Source organism: Pedobacter sp. KH_004 (assembly GCF_057840755.1).
This window is the reverse complement of sequence record NZ_CM174519.1, coordinates 771,786-788,971: the sequence shown is the minus strand read 5'-3', so window position 1 is coordinate 788,971 and position 17,186 is coordinate 771,786. Positions and strand designations below refer to the sequence as shown.

19 protein-coding genes, 1 tRNA gene and 2 pseudogenes are annotated in these 17,186 nt (G+C 36.2%); 1 reads left to right on the top strand and 21 read right to left on the bottom strand.

The window, feature by feature from the left end; all coding sequences use genetic code 11:
* The 15 genes from AC3ITD_RS03640 to AC3ITD_RS03570 form a co-directional block, all read right to left on the bottom strand.
* Positions 1 to 1,017 carry a WD40/YVTN/BNR-like repeat-containing protein gene (locus tag AC3ITD_RS03640; RefSeq protein ID WP_489364062.1) on the bottom strand — a complete coding sequence of 339 codons (1,017 nt, stop codon included), beginning with the start codon at positions 1,015 to 1,017 and terminating at the stop codon, positions 1 to 3.
* A 5-nt stretch (positions 1,018 to 1,022) separates the two neighbouring features.
* Positions 1,023 to 1,454 (bottom strand): DUF2147 domain-containing protein, encoded by a 432-nt coding sequence (locus tag AC3ITD_RS03635; RefSeq protein WP_489364060.1) that lies wholly within the window; start codon positions 1,452 to 1,454, stop codon positions 1,023 to 1,025.
* A 101-nt stretch (positions 1,455 to 1,555) separates the two neighbouring features.
* Complete coding sequence (locus AC3ITD_RS03630) at positions 1,556 to 1,936, bottom strand: DoxX family membrane protein (protein ID WP_265797586.1); 381 nt, start codon at positions 1,934 to 1,936, stop codon at positions 1,556 to 1,558.
* A gap of 32 nt (positions 1,937 to 1,968) precedes the next feature.
* Positions 1,969 to 2,343, bottom strand: coding sequence for a DUF1801 domain-containing protein (locus tag AC3ITD_RS03625; RefSeq protein WP_265797587.1), 375 nt, complete (start codon positions 2,341 to 2,343; stop codon positions 1,969 to 1,971).
* Positions 2,334 to 2,750: a hypothetical protein gene (locus AC3ITD_RS03620; RefSeq protein WP_489364058.1), complete on the bottom strand. Its 417-nt coding sequence runs from the start codon at positions 2,748 to 2,750 to the stop codon at positions 2,334 to 2,336. The genes AC3ITD_RS03625 and AC3ITD_RS03620 overlap by 10 nt, the downstream gene beginning before the upstream one ends.
* A 55-nt stretch (positions 2,751 to 2,805) precedes the next feature.
* A complete protein-coding gene (locus AC3ITD_RS03615; RefSeq protein WP_265797589.1) occupies positions 2,806 to 3,300 on the bottom strand; it encodes a DinB family protein in 495 nt (164 codons plus the stop codon).
* 482 nt (positions 3,301 to 3,782) lie between these two features.
* Positions 3,783 to 3,944 (bottom strand): hypothetical protein, encoded by a 162-nt coding sequence (locus AC3ITD_RS03610; RefSeq protein ID WP_489364055.1) that lies wholly within the window; start codon positions 3,942 to 3,944, stop codon positions 3,783 to 3,785.
* Between the two features lie 314 nt (positions 3,945 to 4,258).
* On the bottom strand, positions 4,259 to 5,017 hold the full coding sequence (locus AC3ITD_RS03605; RefSeq protein WP_265797590.1) for an SDR family NAD(P)-dependent oxidoreductase: 759 nt from the start codon (positions 5,015 to 5,017) through the stop codon (positions 4,259 to 4,261).
* 84 nt (positions 5,018 to 5,101) lie between these two features.
* Positions 5,102 to 6,043, bottom strand: coding sequence for a helix-turn-helix domain-containing protein (locus tag AC3ITD_RS03600; protein WP_489364053.1), 942 nt, complete (start codon positions 6,041 to 6,043; stop codon positions 5,102 to 5,104).
* 89 nt (positions 6,044 to 6,132) lie between these two features.
* Positions 6,133 to 6,492: a hypothetical protein gene (locus AC3ITD_RS03595; protein WP_489364051.1), complete on the bottom strand. Its 360-nt coding sequence runs from the start codon at positions 6,490 to 6,492 to the stop codon at positions 6,133 to 6,135.
* Between the two features lie 467 nt (positions 6,493 to 6,959).
* A tRNA-Leu gene (locus AC3ITD_RS03590) sits at positions 6,960 to 7,043 on the bottom strand.
* A 47-nt stretch (positions 7,044 to 7,090) separates the two neighbouring features.
* Positions 7,091 to 7,855 (bottom strand): MBL fold metallo-hydrolase, encoded by a 765-nt coding sequence (locus AC3ITD_RS03585; protein WP_489364049.1) that lies wholly within the window; start codon positions 7,853 to 7,855, stop codon positions 7,091 to 7,093.
* Positions 7,856 to 7,904: 49 nt separating this feature from the next.
* A complete protein-coding gene (locus AC3ITD_RS03580; RefSeq protein ID WP_489364047.1) occupies positions 7,905 to 8,177 on the bottom strand; it encodes a hypothetical protein in 273 nt (90 codons plus the stop codon).
* 237 nt (positions 8,178 to 8,414) lie between these two features.
* On the bottom strand, positions 8,415 to 9,065 hold the full coding sequence (lolA1, locus tag AC3ITD_RS03575) for an outer membrane lipoprotein periplasmic chaperone LolA1 (protein ID WP_463483206.1): 651 nt from the start codon (positions 9,063 to 9,065) through the stop codon (positions 8,415 to 8,417).
* Between the two features lie 57 nt (positions 9,066 to 9,122).
* Positions 9,123 to 11,729 (bottom strand): FtsK/SpoIIIE family DNA translocase, encoded by a 2,607-nt coding sequence (locus AC3ITD_RS03570; protein WP_489364045.1) that lies wholly within the window; start codon positions 11,727 to 11,729, stop codon positions 9,123 to 9,125.
* A 770-nt stretch (positions 11,730 to 12,499) separates the two neighbouring features.
* Here AC3ITD_RS03570 and AC3ITD_RS03565 point away from each other — a divergent pair.
* On the top strand, positions 12,500 to 13,153 hold the full coding sequence (locus AC3ITD_RS03565; RefSeq protein WP_265797605.1) for an ankyrin repeat domain-containing protein: 654 nt from the start codon (positions 12,500 to 12,502) through the stop codon (positions 13,151 to 13,153).
* Positions 13,154 to 13,279: 126 nt separating this feature from the next.
* On the opposite strand, the gene AC3ITD_RS03560 is transcribed toward AC3ITD_RS03565, so the two are convergent.
* The 6 genes and pseudogenes from AC3ITD_RS03560 to pyrF form a co-directional block, all read right to left on the bottom strand.
* Positions 13,280 to 13,498 (bottom strand): PspC domain-containing protein, encoded by a 219-nt coding sequence (locus AC3ITD_RS03560; protein WP_056849744.1) that lies wholly within the window; start codon positions 13,496 to 13,498, stop codon positions 13,280 to 13,282.
* A gap of 97 nt (positions 13,499 to 13,595) precedes the next feature.
* Positions 13,596 to 13,811, bottom strand: coding sequence for a hypothetical protein (locus AC3ITD_RS03555; RefSeq protein WP_265797606.1), 216 nt, complete (start codon positions 13,809 to 13,811; stop codon positions 13,596 to 13,598).
* 49 nt (positions 13,812 to 13,860) lie between these two features.
* Positions 13,861 to 14,845 (bottom strand): annotated as a pseudogene (locus AC3ITD_RS03550) (DUF2851 family protein).
* Between the two features lie 50 nt (positions 14,846 to 14,895).
* Positions 14,896 to 15,077, bottom strand: a pseudogene (locus AC3ITD_RS03545) (DUF2851 family protein).
* Between the two features lie 179 nt (positions 15,078 to 15,256).
* Complete coding sequence (locus AC3ITD_RS03540) at positions 15,257 to 16,159, bottom strand: DMT family transporter (protein WP_489364042.1); 903 nt, start codon at positions 16,157 to 16,159, stop codon at positions 15,257 to 15,259.
* A 108-nt stretch (positions 16,160 to 16,267) separates the two neighbouring features.
* Entirely contained in the window at positions 16,268 to 17,098 is an 831-nt protein-coding gene (gene pyrF, locus AC3ITD_RS03535; RefSeq protein WP_489364040.1) for an orotidine-5'-phosphate decarboxylase, read from the bottom strand.
* Positions 17,099 to 17,186 lie beyond the last annotated feature (88 nt).

Genomic DNA, 17,186 nt, shown 5'->3' with positions numbered 1-17,186 from the left:
TTAATTTAGGCTTAACTGATAGACAGATCCTTTTTCTCCAGCCAAAATGATAGCGTTGCCTTTTTTACCTTTTTGAACAGCGTTGAAACTTTGATCAGAAATATGTTTCCAATTCTTGCCGCCATCAACGGATAAATCGGTACCTGATGTGCCTGTAGCTACCAGCGTTTTTGCATTAATGTAAGTTACGCCAGATCGATAACCCAAAACCGGTGTAATAGGCTTTTCCCAAGTTTGGCCACCATCACTGGTAAGCAGCACATTGTTAGTGTTTATTTTATCCTGAACATAATCGCCGCCTACAACAACTCCTACTTTTGAATTATAGAAATCCATAGAAAATGGACCTGTAGTTTCTTTGCCTTGCCAAATCGGGCATTTAAATACGCTCCAATTTTGACCGTAATCATCAGAATAATAAATATTAGAGACCATTCCACCTGTAGAGATCCAAACTTTGCCACCCGATAAGGTTTTAATGGTGCTTCCACTCGCAGCAAAGCCAGCCTCACCTTTTGCTAAGGATACTTTTAAGTTTGGAGAGATATCCTCCCAGGTTTTACCAGCATCTACAGTTTTGAGTAGCTGCATTTTATCCTTGATCGGATCGCCGAAGATAATGCCTTTGTTTTTTTCCCAAAATCCTAATCCATCCAAAAAAATCGCCGAATCTACGTTTTTGTAATGTTCAGTCCAATTTGTGCCACCATCAATCGTTTTCAAAACGTAAGCCGGTGAACCGGCGTTGACAATAATAGCTTGTTTATCGTCAAAGGCTTCGATATCTCTAAAATCGAGTTTTTCGTAACCCTTGGGTTTAATCCATTGCCAGCTTTTACCACCATCAATAGTTTTTCCAACTGATCCATTGCTTCCACTTACCCAAATTACCTTATCACTTACCACACTTAAGCCACGTAAACTGGTTTTGGTGTTTTCGTTCAGTGGTTTTAACGAAACCGATTGTGCAGTGCAAAAAAAAGGTGCCACTAAAAGGCACCATAATATTTTTTTCATCTTAACTATTTTACTCTTCTGAAGGTTTCCGAACGTCCAAGGAGTGAAATCCCTACGTACCCCCGAACGTTTAAAACATCATTTCCTTTTAAACTCATGTTACAGCTATAAGTTTTACCACTTTTTGGATCGTATATTGTACCATCGGTCCACTTGCCATCCTCATAAACAAAGTTCTTCAAAATCTCTAAATTAAGCAGTGATCTTTTTTGCAAACCAGCATCTGGATTTCTGGCATCTAACTTTGGTTTTCCATTTAGATTTGGTTCTTTCATCCAGGCTAACTTTCCATAATATTTATCTCCTTTTTTGAAGATCTCTATTTGTCCTTCGCCAGATGAATTAAGCCATTTACCAACTATAGCATCTTTGCTTTGCGCCAATGCCGAAAATGAAACAGCCACAAAAAGCAGCAGCAAAAAGGGAAATTTTCTCATATTTTTATTATCAGTTAGTTTTTAAAGATAATTAATCATCTTTTATATTGAAACAATAAATAAAGCAAAAAAGTATGAGAAAGTTTTAATAAGGGAAAATATTATTTAGAAATGATAGGCAAATATTTTTGGCGGTAAGCGTAAAATAAAAACAAATTAAATAATAACATTACACCAACCATAGGTAATTCTTTAGGGCCTAAAAAAGCATGATACAAGAAAATATTTAAGGTTATTGGAAAAATAACTATTGCTGCTAATGGTGCCGTTCTTCCTATCAATAACATCAGGCCAGCTATCAACTCTGTAACTTTAATTAAAGGAAATAAGTACTTGGCTACCATAATTCCCGACATAAAGGTGGTTTGATCAGCCGTCATTTTGGGCATTTCGCCCATCGAAATATTAAAAAGAACTGGTACTGAAGCAAAAATATACATGCCTCCTAATAATACGCGGATAATAATTACTGCAATTTTCATGTTTTAGTTTATTAAGTTTTATGTTGTCTGTTTTATAAACTTAGCCAGTTATTTACAAACTGCTCCAATGCAGATTGCTTCATTTTGATGTCTTCCACACCGTAAAACCGAGCTTCTCTTCTATCTTTCCAACTTCCTTGTAAAAACGATGAATCTTCAAGCATTTTGCCATCATAAAAGATAAATATAATTTGAACATATCCCTTGGCCCTAAGATTAAACGCAGCCATATCATTTTTGCTATAAAAGCTTGGTGCATTCCATTTTACCCTTTCCGTTATATCACTGTTAGCATTGATAATGATGGAACGCAACAGCAATATCTCCTCCTTATAAGGATGATTCAACTGGTTGATAAATTCATCAACTTCGGCTTTGCCATTTAAACTAAGTTTCTTCAACGGCATGATGTCTTTGTTAGTTGAATATCCATCCACTGTTGCCACTCTCCATTAATTCTTTGTTCCCAAGTACCTTCTATTTTATTAAGCTTAAATTTACCTTGAAAACGCTCACTATCAGCAAAAATGAGAATGATGTCATCCAATATTTTTATTGTAGATATTGATATTGAACCATCGCTTCCAAAGGCTTGTGTTCTGAAAACATCTTCTAAATCATCATAATGAATAATTTCTATCGAGCTAGACTTCATATCCGCAAAACAGACATCCACATAATGTATCATAAAAAAAGCGCCGTCTATCCATTTATACACATCGGTACCTATAATGCTCTTTCCATCAACTGTATGTCCTTGGGTAGTCCAATTTCCTACAAAGGGTTGTAAAAGCTCCAGTTTTTTGTTCCTCATTAACGTTTATCTTTTGAATTCAATTGATGCAAACAAGTGCAAATTTAGTTAACGATTACATATAACTCATTCCTGCGTAGCCCAGCAACCTTCTCCACAGTGCAATTTGTCCGATGCAATTGGCTTCGCGATAGCTGGTAAAACTAACCATATCAAACAAAGTCATTTCCATGCCTGGCATTTCTATTTTTTGATTTAATTTTTCTTCTGATGCATTACTCAATGCCTCCTGCAGCGAGGGTGAAATCGACTCCCAATCTTTTTTAAAATCAGCTAATGAAGGATAATTAGCGTCATCAATTATTCCATGGTTATCTTTAAAAAGTTCACCTGTTAAAAATTCAGCATCAATACCCAATAAGCTTGCAAGATAATAGCGACCAGAAACCACACTCCCGGTTATCCAAGCGATGTGGTTTGCTTTCGTATCCAATCGTTTTTGTGCATCTGCTTCCTTAATCTCGTCTAGCGCTCTTACGAGAAAATCGGTCTGCATATCATATAGCACCATAAAACCATAAAGTTTGCTGCATTTTGGCTGTACACTCATATTTAATTGGTTTATTAAAGACAAAATAAAATTAGCCAATACTATAAAATTGATGTGTTGCTATTTAGGTCATATTGAGGGGGTAAATCAGACAGACAAACTCCTACATAAGAGCAATTACGACGAAAATTTAAGCAGGCGCCAAAATGATAAACCAACTAAGTAAATAGTTTTCAACACTATTTTTGAAAATGTTGATAATTATTGAAATCATTCAGCGTTTCTACTATAATATTTATGATAACTTAATGTTATAATTACACTAACCAAATAATCAACATTATGAGCACTTTCCTAATTATCACCGCAGTATTTTACATATTATCTTTTGGTCTTATGTTATATTGTTATTTCTCAGCTGAACAAATTCCCAGCGACGACGAAAAATTTTAATACATTCCAATCTAAATTAACGCTCATCAAGTATTCATTTAAAATTGAATAGCAATATCTGTATTCCAGCTATTCGAAAATCAGATCTACTACTTCCCATCAATCCACTTTAAAATACTTGTGGTTGTTCCTGTATAGTACAGAATTAGAAATACTACAAGGAGTACAATTAAAAACCCAAAGAATTGGCCAACCTTCAAATTTTCGTTTTGAGGTTGATTGATAATAATCATCAAAATTCTTATGCTCATTTTCTACCCTATTTACCCCATTTTCAAATTTTGGATCAGACAGGTTGCTCCTAAGATATATTCGGTTAGTGTACAAAACTAACTTTTAAACTCAACATTAAAAAATATGTCGCAATATCAATGAGATTTTGCTGCCTAAAAATTTAAATGGATAATCTCATCATACATTTGAACTTTGCATAAATGCCTCTATATTTTAAATCTCACAAAAAACTTAGATAATTATTAAATGAGCATTTATCATATAATCTTTATAAATGCAAAAACCCATTTAACAGATTGTTAAATGGGTTTTAGATATGTACTAGATGGAATTAAGCTCTGAATCCACCAGATACTTCAATTCTTTGTGCATTAATCCATTTAGCATCATCTGAGCAAAGAAATGCAACAACGCTTCCAATATCATCAGGCAAACCCACTCTTCCTAGGGCAGTTTGTGAAGAAATAAGCTGGTTATATTCTGCACTGTCACGAACGGCACCGCCCCCAAAATCTGTTTCGATAGCTCCAGGAGCAATAGAATTCACTCTGATTTTTCTGCTTCCCAATTCTACAGCCTGGTATCTTGATAATGAATCTATGGCTGCTTTCATTGCGCCATAGGCTGAATAACCTGCAAAAGAGAATCTTGCCAACCCGGAAGAAGTGTTCACCACGCTGCTTCCATCATTTAATAAAGGCAATAACTTTTGCGTTAAGAAATAAGGTCCTTTAAAATGGATATTTGTCATTGCATCCAATGTTTCTTCAGTTGTAGTTTCGAAACTCTCGTTAATTCCGATTCCGGCATTATTTACTAACGCATCTAATTTTGCTGAAGAAAATTGGGTATCTAAAAGATTTTTTACCTCCGAAACAAACTGATTAAATCCAGCAGTTGAGGAGATATCCAAATGTAATGCAAATGCGTTTTGCCCTAATGCTTCGATTTCTTTTACTACTTCGTCAGCAGATTCTTTCTTTGTTTGGTAGGTTAGAATAATATCAAATCCTCTATTTGCTAATGCGATAACCGAATCTTTACCCAACCCGCGGCTGGCACCTGTTACTAAAGCTATTTTACTTGTCATTATTTTTCGTTTTAATTACTAAAACAAAGATCATCAACAAAGCTAACGAGGCGTTTGTACAAATCAAACGAAAATTTGCGAAAATCAAACAATAGCTAGTTCTCTGAAATGTTGTGGCGACTGATTTCCATATTTCTTAAAAAAATTTGAGAAATGCGCTACCTCTTCAAATCCTAATGTGAAGGCAATTTCAGAAACATTCCAGGAAGTTTGTGTAAGCAAAATTTTGGCTTCTCTAAAAATGCGGCTGCCGATAATTTCGCCCGTGGTTTTGCCTGTGGTATCTTTCAAAACTCTGTTAAGGTGGTTGATATGAACGCCTAAAATCCCGGCGAAATCTGCTGGGGTTTTTAGTTTTAAGATTTGACTAATATTTTCAATCGGAAACTGTCTTTCCAATAGCTCGATAAATAAGGTTGTGGTTCTCGAAGCGGCAGTTTTAATGTTTTCAACCGGCAGAATAGGCTTTAATTTTTGCCCAAAATGAATCAGCTCCATCAAATAGTTCCTTAATAAATCGTACTTATAAATATAATCAGATTGTATTTCCTCATGCATTTTTAAGAAAACCATTTCAAATTTTTGATACTGTTCTGTTGATATTTGATAGACGAAATCGCTTTGTGGTGAAAAAACAGGCAGATTGTCGACTTCTAACCCAATCTTTGAGGCAGGAAGAAAATCTTTGGTAAAAACGCAAAAATGTCCAGATTGCTCGGTACAGAGATGGGTGTAGTTATAAGGGATTTTAGGAGAAGCAAACAGCACAGCGCAATCGTCAATCACCACCGTTTTATCTGCATATTCCACTCTATTTTGCCCGCTAATTAAGCTTATCTTGTAATAAGTTCTCTTATTGTAAGGCATACCTGTTTTCGAGGTGCAGGTCTTGGCAATTTCTGAAATATCAAAAACATTGAAATGGCCAACATCTTTATGAATGTTATCCGTTAGAAATTGATTTATATCAGGACAGCTTTCTCCCAATATATCCTGATAAAATTCTTTGATCGTGATGGAGTTCATTTTATTTGTAAAAATCAAAGATAAGTCTTTGAAATATAAAATCAAGATTAATATTCACGACCAGAAGCAAGTCTCACACCCGGTTCATTTTAATCAACTGACAAGGGCTGGAACTTCCTTTCAAAGAAGAACCATAATGTTTTTCTTACAATTTCTGATCGGTTGTAAAAGGTTCTGCCATATAGCATTCCATTGCCTACACCTTCACCGTAATTATCACTTTCTTTAAGGTGTCGTTGTAATTGATTGATGAAACTCTTAATATTTTTATCTAGAGTTTTTGAGATTACCCGAAGGCTTAGGTTCTCAAGTTCACTCTCTGATACCCGCCCTCCTCGCACTGCGATGGCATGGATGCAAAAAACATCGTCAAAGATATCCGTATCACGATGTTTCTGGAATTCTACAGAAGTCAAATAAACTGCAGAGTAGACCTCACCATGACTCAACGAAAGGTCTTCTTTCTTTTTAACTGTTTTTGCAAAATCTTTTTTCCAGTTCGCTTTTCTATATAAACGTGTATTTCCGATTTTTTTTATCAGTACCTCAAACTCACCGTAAAAAGTTGTTAAAGGAATAATAATATTGATAAGACTTGCATAACTGCTAAAGTAATAATAAGTGATTAAACTTCTAAAAATGGAAGTAAGGTAATTTTGCTATCCTATTTGTATGTGATAAATCGGGAAGAATAAGCTTACAAATTGATTAGTTAAAAGAAACGATGATCTTTCAAGATTTATCTATCAAGCAGTAAGAGTGACAAACATATCTATTGACCAAATGGAGTAATTGCCTAGGTCAAAGTGGTTAGACTATTTATTTCAAGCAGAAGAATATAACTGTTCCTAAAACGTATTTGCGCAAAAAAAGCCCTGTAGATATTTAATTTACAGGGCTTTAACATTCACGAAAGTACTCGAGAGGAGATTCGAACTCCCACACCCGTACGGGCGCCAGCCCCTCAAGCTGGTGCGTCTACCAATTTCGCCACCCGAGTAAGTGGAGTGCAAATATAATTTTTTTTTAGGTTTTGGAAACAGAGATTTACAATTGAATTTTCAATCCATCGTAAGCCAACCTGATGTTAGTTGGCAAATGCTTTTCTACGGATTCATGCAAACCCAAATTGTGACTGATATGCGTTAAGTAAGTAATCTCTGCACCAACCTTTTGCGAAAATTTCATCGCTTCGTTTAAGGTGAAGTGAGAAATATGTGGTTCATGCTGCAAGGCATTTAGCACCAATATTTTTGTTCCCTTTATTTTTTCAAAACTAGCTTCGGGAATAGTTTTCGCATCAGTGATATAAGTAAAATCGCCAATCCGATAACCCGTGATCGGCAATAAATGATGCATGACTTCAAATGGTATGATCGTATTCTCCCCTATTTTAAAATCTTCGCCGTTGTTAATGGTGTGAAGATTAATTTGCGGCAAACCGTGATATTTAGTTTCTGCAAAAATGTAATAAAATTCTCTTTTTAAAGCAGCTTGAACACGTTCTGTAGCATAAACATCTATAACCTTATGGAGTAAATAATTAAAAGGCCGAATATCATCTAAACCAGCAATATGATCTTTATGCTCGTGGGTAAATAAAACCGCATCCAAATTCTTCACTTTTTCACGCAAGAGCTGATAACGAAAATCAGGACCACTGTCGACAACAATAGTTTTGTCGTTAGTTTCAATTAAAATTGATGTTCTTAACCTGTTGTTTTTTTTGTCGGTAGATGTACAAACTTCGCAGTTACATGCAATTACAGGAACCCCTTGTGATGTACCGGTGCCTAAAAAAGTAATTTTCATCGTAATGAAACTTCCTTTCTACATCTATAATCTGCTACCTGCGCTTGCATTAAAATAATTCGATTTGTTGTAAAGAATGAAAAAAATGTCGTTGCTTTTCGTCTAATATATTTTCATTAGGATTGGTTTGCTTAACCAAAGCAACTAAAGCTGCTATTTTTCCTTCCAAATTGGAGAATTTATTAACCACGATAATCTTATTATGCTCCAGAAGACAAGAACCCGTTTTAAAGTTACCCTTTTCATAGCGAACCTTAAAACCCATCGCAAAAAGCAATTGCTCTAGCTTCTCTAAAGTATGGTTTGTTAGTGGCAACGACATTGCAACAAACTTAGAGAAATCTATGCAGCATTCATAAAGACAGGCATGATTTTTTTAATCGCTTTTGTTAAGGCTTATTTTAAAGATTAGAGAGACTCAGATGACCTGCGACCATAGAAGAGATTCCTCACCGCGTTTAGAGCAACAAAAGTCGATTGGTACATCTTGCAACAGAAAAAGGTTCAGCTGTTTCCAACTGAACCTTCTAAAATTATGTCCCGCAAAGCGGAAAAAAAATTATCTTAAATCTACTACTTCAACACCTGGATATTTTTTTGCATCGAATGCAAAAGTAGCTTCCGGGATATTTACGTTAGGAGAAAAAGTTTTCACATTGTAAGTGTATTTGTTTCCATTTTTATCAAACAACACCACATTCGCAATTTGCTTAGCAGCCTTATCAATACTTAAACGAACTTTAAAAATTGATTTCTTTGCATCTACCGGAGTCAAATCTATCATTTGATAGGTTTTCGCTCCAACTTTTTCTTCGCCCGTATAAATGTATTTAAAACCTTTTTCGTAAACGGTAAAGATTTTTGCAGGATTAATGGCATCGCCGCTGTTATCTACATTGCTCACTTGCACTTCTTTGTCCTTTTTAAGGTAAGTCCATTGGCTTTTACCATCGCTAAATAATTCTTGATTTGTCATTGCGACTTTGTACTTATTGGAATTGGCTTTCACATACAAAGTACCTTGCTGTGTTTCTTTTACCTTAGCTTTCGGATTATCCAAAGTGAAAGAGAAATCTGTTTTCACAATGTTATACGATTTGTATTTTTTACTTACTTCTGCTAAAATCGCCTTCGCCTTTGCATCAGTTTGAGCATAAGTTGATGTTGTAAAAGCAACTACAACCATTAATGCTGAAATTAATTTCTTCATCTTATATTAAATTTTTTCTTTGAAATGTTAGAGCGATTTTTTTAGTATTGGTTTAATCTAGCTCTTGTCATCCATACTATTCAAGAACTGTTCCAAAGAATATTCATCTGGATATAAAACTTCCCGAGCTTTACTTCCTTCAAACGGACCAACAATTCCGGCAGCTTCCAACTGGTCGATAATTCTACCAGCACGGTTGTAACCCAACTTCAGCTTACGTTGAATTAATGATGTAGAGCCTTGCTGATGCATCACTATCAATCTGGCAGCATCCTCAAAAAACTTATCACGCTCGTTCGGATCGAAGTCGGCCTTACTACCTTCTCCAGCCTCGTCTATGTATTCTGGCAATTGGTAGGCATCCGAATAGCCGCGTTGATTACCAATAAATTCAGAAATCCGATCTACTTCCGGTGTATCAACAAAAGCACACTGTAGCCTGATTAAGTCGCTTCCGGTAGATAAAAGCATATCTCCACGGCCAATTAACTGATCTGCACCGCCACTGTCTAAAATTGTTCTTGAGTCAATTTTCGAAAGCACCCTAAATGCTAACCTTGCAGGGAAATTGGCCTTAATGGTACCGGTTATAATATTTACCGATGGACGTTGGGTGGCTAAAACTAGGTGAATACCAATGGCACGGGCCAACTGCGCTAAACGGGCTATGGGCGCCTCTACTTCTTTACCAGCCGTCATCATTAAATCGGCAAACTCATCAACAACTAAAACGATGAAAGGTAAAAAACGGTGCCCGTTGTTTGGGTTCAGCTTCCGCTTGATAAATTTATCGTTATACTCTTTTAAATTTCTAACCTGCGCATCTTTCAGTAAATCGTAACGCTGATCCATTTCAATACAAAGCGAATTCAGTGTATTAACCACTTTCTTAGTATCGGTAATAATCGCATCGGCTTCTCCAGGTAGTTTAGCCAAAAAATGGCGCTCAATTCTGTTAAATAAAGTTAACTCCACCTTTTTAGGATCGACCAATACAAACTTTAATTGTGCAGGGTGTTTTTTGAATAACAGCGAAACCAAAATGGAGTTAATCCCAACCGACTTACCCTGACCCGTAGCCCCGGCCACTAATAAATGGGGCATTTTAGCCAAATCAGCTATAAAAACTTCATTGCTGATGGTTTTACCTAAAGCTATCGGCAAATCCATGGTGTTGGAAGTCCATTTTTCGGTGTTCAAAATGCTACGCATCGGCACCATTTCTGGATGTTGATTTGGAACCTCGATACCTATTGTTCCCTTTCCAGGCATTGGCGCAATAATACGAATACCCAGCGCAGCTAATGAAAGCGCAATATCATCTTCCAGGTTTTTAATTTTCGAAATCCTTACGCCTGGCGCTGGAATAATTTCATAAAGTGTAACCGTTGGACCAATTGTAGCCTTAATCTTATCAATTTCAATATTATAATGATTAAGCGTTTCTACAATTTTATTTTTATTGGCTTCCAGCTCTTCGGCGTTGACAGAAATTTTATTGGTACCATAATTCTCTAGCAAATCAACTGTCGGGTATTTATAACCCGCTAAATCTAGCTTCTCATCATAATTACCAAATTGTTCAACTAAATCTTCCGATTTTTTCTCTTCTTCCGTTTTTTCAATTGTAAATGCAGGTTCCTTTTCTTCCTCCTGAATAGTTGGCTCCACTGTTAAAGGCATAGAGGTGGCTGCTGTTGCTGCTGTTGATAATGGCAAATTCGTAGCCAGCGGCGATAAAGTTACAGGGGCAATTACCTCTTCTTCTTGCTCTTTTGCTTCGTAACGGTTGGGCTGTATCACTACATTTTGCTGTCTGCGTTCGGTGCTTACGGACGGTTTATCACGCAAAGGAAACTCGATCGGTGCCGATGCCTCCTCCACCTCTTTATTTTGAGAAAATTTTTCCCTCACCTCATTTACATAATCAGGCGTTTCGTTATCCAGATAAACTTCTTTTTCCTTACGCTCTGGAAATTTAAAATCGATGTTATAAGCGATGATCAAAATTGTTAAACCGGCGAAAGCAATTAAGCCAGCTACACCAGCTGCCCCTATTTGCGCCGCCAATAACTTATTGCTCCAATAACCGAATTCCCCCTCAACATAATGTGGCGACTCCGACCAAAAGCCGTGAGCAAAACCTAAGGTAAGCGAGATGAACAATAAGAAGAAAAAACTGTATCCTAAAGTTTTAGAAATGGAAAGAATCTTAACCTTGAATAACAATCTGTATCCGATAATGAAGAAAGCCAATACAAATAAAAACGAAGCAATACCGAACCATTCGTAAATAAATTGATGAGATAATAAGGCACCAAATTTACCTAACCAGTTTTGTACAACCGGAATAGTAACGCCCGAATCTTTAAGTTCCTCAGCTGTTTTAAACAAATTTCCCCAGCCGCCGTTGGCATCAATAACATAACTCTGGTCATCTTGCCAGGTAAATAAATAAGATGTAAAAGCTATTAAAAAGTAAAGTGAAAGGATAACAAAAAACAGGCCTACAATTTTTATTGCGCGTCCATCCTGCAAGTCGAAACTTGGTAAATATTCTCTTTTTTCTTTCGGCTGGCGATTTGACGATGGCCTACCTGACGCATTTTCTGCACCTTTATCTCTGAATGTGTTGGTTTTAAACTGGTTTCCCCTTACCGCCATTTTCTGTACTAATGTTAATATTGAACAAATATAAAATATATAGTTGTATCTCTTGCGTTTTTAAATCAGCCTTAAAATAAATAAAATTATTAAACCAGTATTAAACCTTAAACAGAAAAACTTGTCTATTATTTTAACAACACACAAGTTGTACGTTTTGTCAAATGAAACGGATTTTGTTTTAGGTTTTATCCCGTTTTGCCTGGAGAGGTTAAACGGGATTTTTATTTTAAAAAAGCATGTTCGGTTTTTTATCGCAGCTGTAGCCCTGCCATCCGCTACAATTTTTATCAAACTTCTGTTATTGTGAGGGGTAATTTATTTCATGAAAATCAATATAAATGACGTTAAGAACGGTCTTGCCTGCCTGCGGCAGGCAGGCGAGGCACCAGGCAATCTCCTTTAATAAAAGAATACAACAAGGGAGATTGTGTCAAAGGCATTCCTCTGGAGCTTCTATCGATGAAAAATCGATTTCGCAAAGACGGAAAGTTAGAAACGTCAATGGTAGGCACGAAGAATCTGTTTCATAGCTTGCAGATTCTTCGTGCCTCAGAATGACAACGTATTCAAGATTGTAACAACGAAAAAGTATTTCCGCTTTTATCGGGTTTATTTAACCAACGTTCTAAACTCTATCAAAACCCTGCTCCTGCAAAATCGTATGTCTTGTGCTTTGCCTCTACGCTTCTATATATTTTAAGCTGAGGTTTCAAACTCCATTATTTTTTTGTTAATTTAAATCGATTATTTGTACTAAAATCAATAACATGAGTATATCGGAACTCGAAGAACAAATTGAAGCAGGAAATTTGGAGGCGGTAAAAAAGATTTTGATTCAAAATCCACAACTGGCAAATACGAATACTTCTCATCACATTTCTCCATTGCTACTAGCCTGTTATTATAAAAAGCAAAGCATAGCAGATATAATTGCAGAATTTTCTAATCAGCTGACTTTGTTTGAAGCTTGCGCTGTTGGCAAATTCGATATCGCTACCCTACTTATTTTCCAAAACCCTGATGATGTTAATAAATTCTCTGAAGATGGATTTACGCCATTGGGTCTAGCCTGTTACTTTGGTCATGAAGAATTAGCAAGATTTCTGGTACTCAAAGGTGCAGATGTGAACTTAGCATCTAAGAATGGATTTAATGTTTTTCCGATTCATTCCGCAGTTGCGGCTAATAACATTAACATCACGAAGATGCTTTTAGATGCCGGTGCTTATCCTAACGTTTGTCAGAAAGCTGGCTTAGCACCTTTACATACCGCAGCACAATTGGGGAACATTGAATTAATCATCGTGCTTTTAGAACATGGAGCAGAAGTAGGCTTACGCATGGAAGGGGGGAAATTGCCAGCAGATTTAGCCGCAGAAAAGGGATTTAATGAAATTGCAGAGATTTTGAGGGAGGAGTAGCCCCCTAAAGTGGGAATGAAAAGCAAGAAGTATAAGGTTGAAGATACCTGTTTTAAAATGAAGAGGTATAACTGAGGCGCATTAATCAAACACTAGAAAGGGAAAACTCTTCAGGGGTTTGGGATTCTACTCCCAAATTCTTAACCTAATCTTTTTCATGTAGGTTCTAATATCCAAAACAACCGCTGCCAGGAAATAAAACAGAATCGGAAAACCTACAGCCAGGAAAGAGGAATAAATAAAAAACAAACGTACTTTCGCCGTACTCATATTTAGTTTATTGGCCAGGTATGTAGATACGCCAAAACTTTGTTGCTCGAAATAGGTGATGATTCTTTGAAACATGGTTAGCTCATTTTATTTATTGTTTATCAATATCAAAAAAGAAAGGTGAAGTATCAGCACTAATTTAACAATTATTTCGGTTAGACTCGGAGTTGCACTATTCTAAAATGAGCTTTTCGAAGTCTTGCCTGTTTTCATGTTTAATGAACAAAATTTGTTGTTCTTCTAAACCTGAATACTTTTTCTTCAAATCATTTTTAAATTTTTCTATATCAACATCGGCATTCAATATCACTGTCAAAGCATCAGCATTGCCTCTCACTTCGATAATTTTGTCGGGATAAAGCTCTTTAAGTTCGTGTGGAAATTCCATAATGGATAAACCAATTTATAAGGTAGAAAGTTTGGTTAAATTTAAGTAGTTATGCCTGCTTTAAAATTTTTATATCAATACCACAAGATAGACATTTTTTCTGATCGCAATATTGTTTTTTCAATTGCAAAATCCCTTGCGATGCAAAAGCGTTATCTATTATTACACCTGCAGCGGTAAATTTTTCAGTAATTGCATTTCGCTCTGAGGGTAACCTTTCTAATAACTTAATCGCCCTGCTCACATAGAATTGTGTCCCGGTATGTTTGCCATAAGCAAATAGAAACAAAGCGACAGTGTTAAGCAAAATATTATCAATTGATGTTTTACCTATTTGAATACTTACTTCCTGCGTTTCTTTTTTAAAATGGTAGTGTGTTTTCCAAAAGTCATTTACAGGAAGGTTTTCGAACAACCCACGAAGCTCAGCAACACCACTGATCTCCATCACTCTCGAAAATAGATGATTTGCTTTTACAATTAATGTAGCAAATTGCGCTAAACGAATGGTGGGGAAATTTTGTGGCCGCATCCGCATAAATTTCCAAACGGAAACCTCAATGGGTTGTATTTTATATTTCTTTTGGATAAACTGGAATCTCGTTAAGCGTTGCAGGATATTCTTCTTTAAAATTATCATTTAAAAAGCCGGCTGAACCGAACACTAAAGCCTCAATTAATAGTAAATTATCTTTATGCTTGCTTTAGATTCGCTGTGGTATCGCCTTCGCGAAGAGTTCGAAAGGTAAAGCATTTACCTTGAAACCAAAGTTTCGGGCCATGAACCGGTAGGAAATTTCATCCCAATTGCCATTTAACTCGCTGAGTGTTTCTATTACCGTATGTGTTTTCTGCTCAAATCTCTCGATTAATGTTCTTGATAAAAATGAATCGACAATTAATTTATCTACAGTTCTAATTTGAGCGATGAAGGGAAAATCAGTCAGTGTTAGAAACAGATTTTGGTACTTCTCAATTAATTCATTCGCAATGCGATTTTTTAATTCAAAGACAGGCAGAACAGACCCATCCATTCGTTTAATTTCTATATCATTCTCATAAACCACATGCAGTATTACGTTATCTAAACCGCATCGGTTTGATGATTGTGCTTTAACCAATCTGAAGCCTTGATATGAATTTCAATATTCCCTGCCAAATCGTTTCACCAAGATGTATTTTACTGTTACTAAAATCAGCACCAGCGTTCTTATTTAGAAGACCTTGATGAATGATTTTCAGATTTTCTCCATTAGCCGTTTTCAAATCATTATTGTCAAACGATCTAAATTGCCAAACATAATGAAGAAAATCCTCAGGAAAATTTATTATTGAAGATAATGAAATATTCCTTAAAGTTTTGGTTTAATTTATTCGGCGCCGTGAATATAGTTCAGTTTTCGTTTGAAGATGTCTCCACTATGGTGGAAATAACGAAAAGAATATTAAACTACTTCCGCTTTCTTCTTATAATTCGTGATAAAAACACCAGCAATAATCAAAACAGTTGCAACAATTAAATCTATACCAACATGTTCATTTAAAATTAACCATCCCAAAAATATTGCGATAACTGTATTAAAATAAGTTAGGATAGATACCTCGGATGCAGAAACCTTTTTCAATGCATAGTGATAGCAGAAATAGCCTAGCACCGAGCCAAATACTGCAAGGTAAACCGCAGCAAAGATACTTTCGGTTTTCCAGGAGCTTACCTCAGCCTTGCCAGAAAAAATCAAGGCTAAACCCAGTTGAACAATTGCAGAGAATACAAATTGATAAAAAAGATTTAAAAATATGTACTGCGGTTTCCCGCTATGTTTTTTCGAGTAAATGGTACCGATTGTCCACCCGGAAACGGCGATCACTAATGACAAAATCCCATTTCTGTAGCCCGGTTCTAGCAAGTCGCTAATACCATCCCGAAAAATGAAGACGATTCCAAGGAAACCAACAAACACACCAACACCCCCCTTTAAACTCGGTTTTTGAATCCCCAGGAAAACGCAACCCAGAAAAACCAGAAGAGGCGAAGTGGCGTTTATCAAAGAAGTCAATCCACTTGGAATCGTTTTTTCGGCGACAGTGGTCATACCATTCGCTATTACAACCATCAAAATAGAAAGCAATATTTGCCTTTTAAAACTTGCCCATCCTATCCACTTTAATTCTTTCTGTTTGATAAGGATGATTAGAATAATTAAAGATGCAATTGTTTGGCGAATGGCTGTTACATACCAGGCAGGAATACTTTCTACGGCAACACGGATACCCAAATAGGTTGTTCCCCAAATTAAGGCAACGCCAGTTAAGGCAAGGATAAGTTTTAAATCTATTTTGGATTTCATGGTTGGTTAGAAGTTTGCCACGGAAACACAGAAAACACGGAAATAAATTTAAGTTGCCGTTTTCGTGGCCAATAAAAATTTTGATTGGAACAATCTGTGAAGCTGTAGCTAAGCAATATTTGCGTTCACCAATATCTGTTCCATTTCCTGCTGCAATTTTAAAGCCTCTTCTCTTGCCCTTTCTGCAAAATCTTCGCCATTACTGGCATAAATAATTCCCCGTGAAGAATTAATTAATAATCCGCATTGCGCATTTAAGCCGTACTTGCAAACCTCCTGCAAATCTCCTCCCTGTGCACCAACACCCGGAACCAAAAGAAAATGATTTGGAGCCAATTTGCGTACATCTGCAAAAGCAGAACCACGGGTTGCGCCAACAACGTACATCATTTGTTCATCGCTTGCCCATTGTTGTGAGGTTTTTAATACCTTTTCAAAAAGTCTATCCTCGCCAATTTGCTGTAATTGGAAATCGGCATGACCAGAATTTGAGGTTAAGGCTAAAAGAATAACCCATTTGTCCTTAAAAGTTAGAAATGGTGTAACCGAATCGCTGCCCATATACGGTGCAACGGTAACCGAATCGAAACTCATTTCGGATGATTGCTCATTAAAAAAAGTTTCTGCGTACATGGCAGAAGTATTACCAATATCGCCACGTTTTGCATCAGCAATAGAAAAAATATCTTGTGGGATATACTTCCATGTTTCGATTAAAGTTTCCCAACCTTTCTTACCATAACACTCATAAAATGCAGTGTTTGGTTTATAAGCAACACACAAATCTTTTGTCGCATCTATGATCTGTCTATTGAATTCCAAAATTGGATTTTCGTATTTCAGCAAGTGTTTTGGAATTTTATCCAATGAAGAATCCAATCCGACACATAAAAATGAACGCTTTTTTTGTATCTGCTCGAAAAGTTGTTGCTTAGTCATATAAGTGCTTATTTGCTGCAAATATGAGGTTTTTTAAGTTTTTAGAGCTACAAAAATATTTTCACATACATTATTTTTATAAACATTT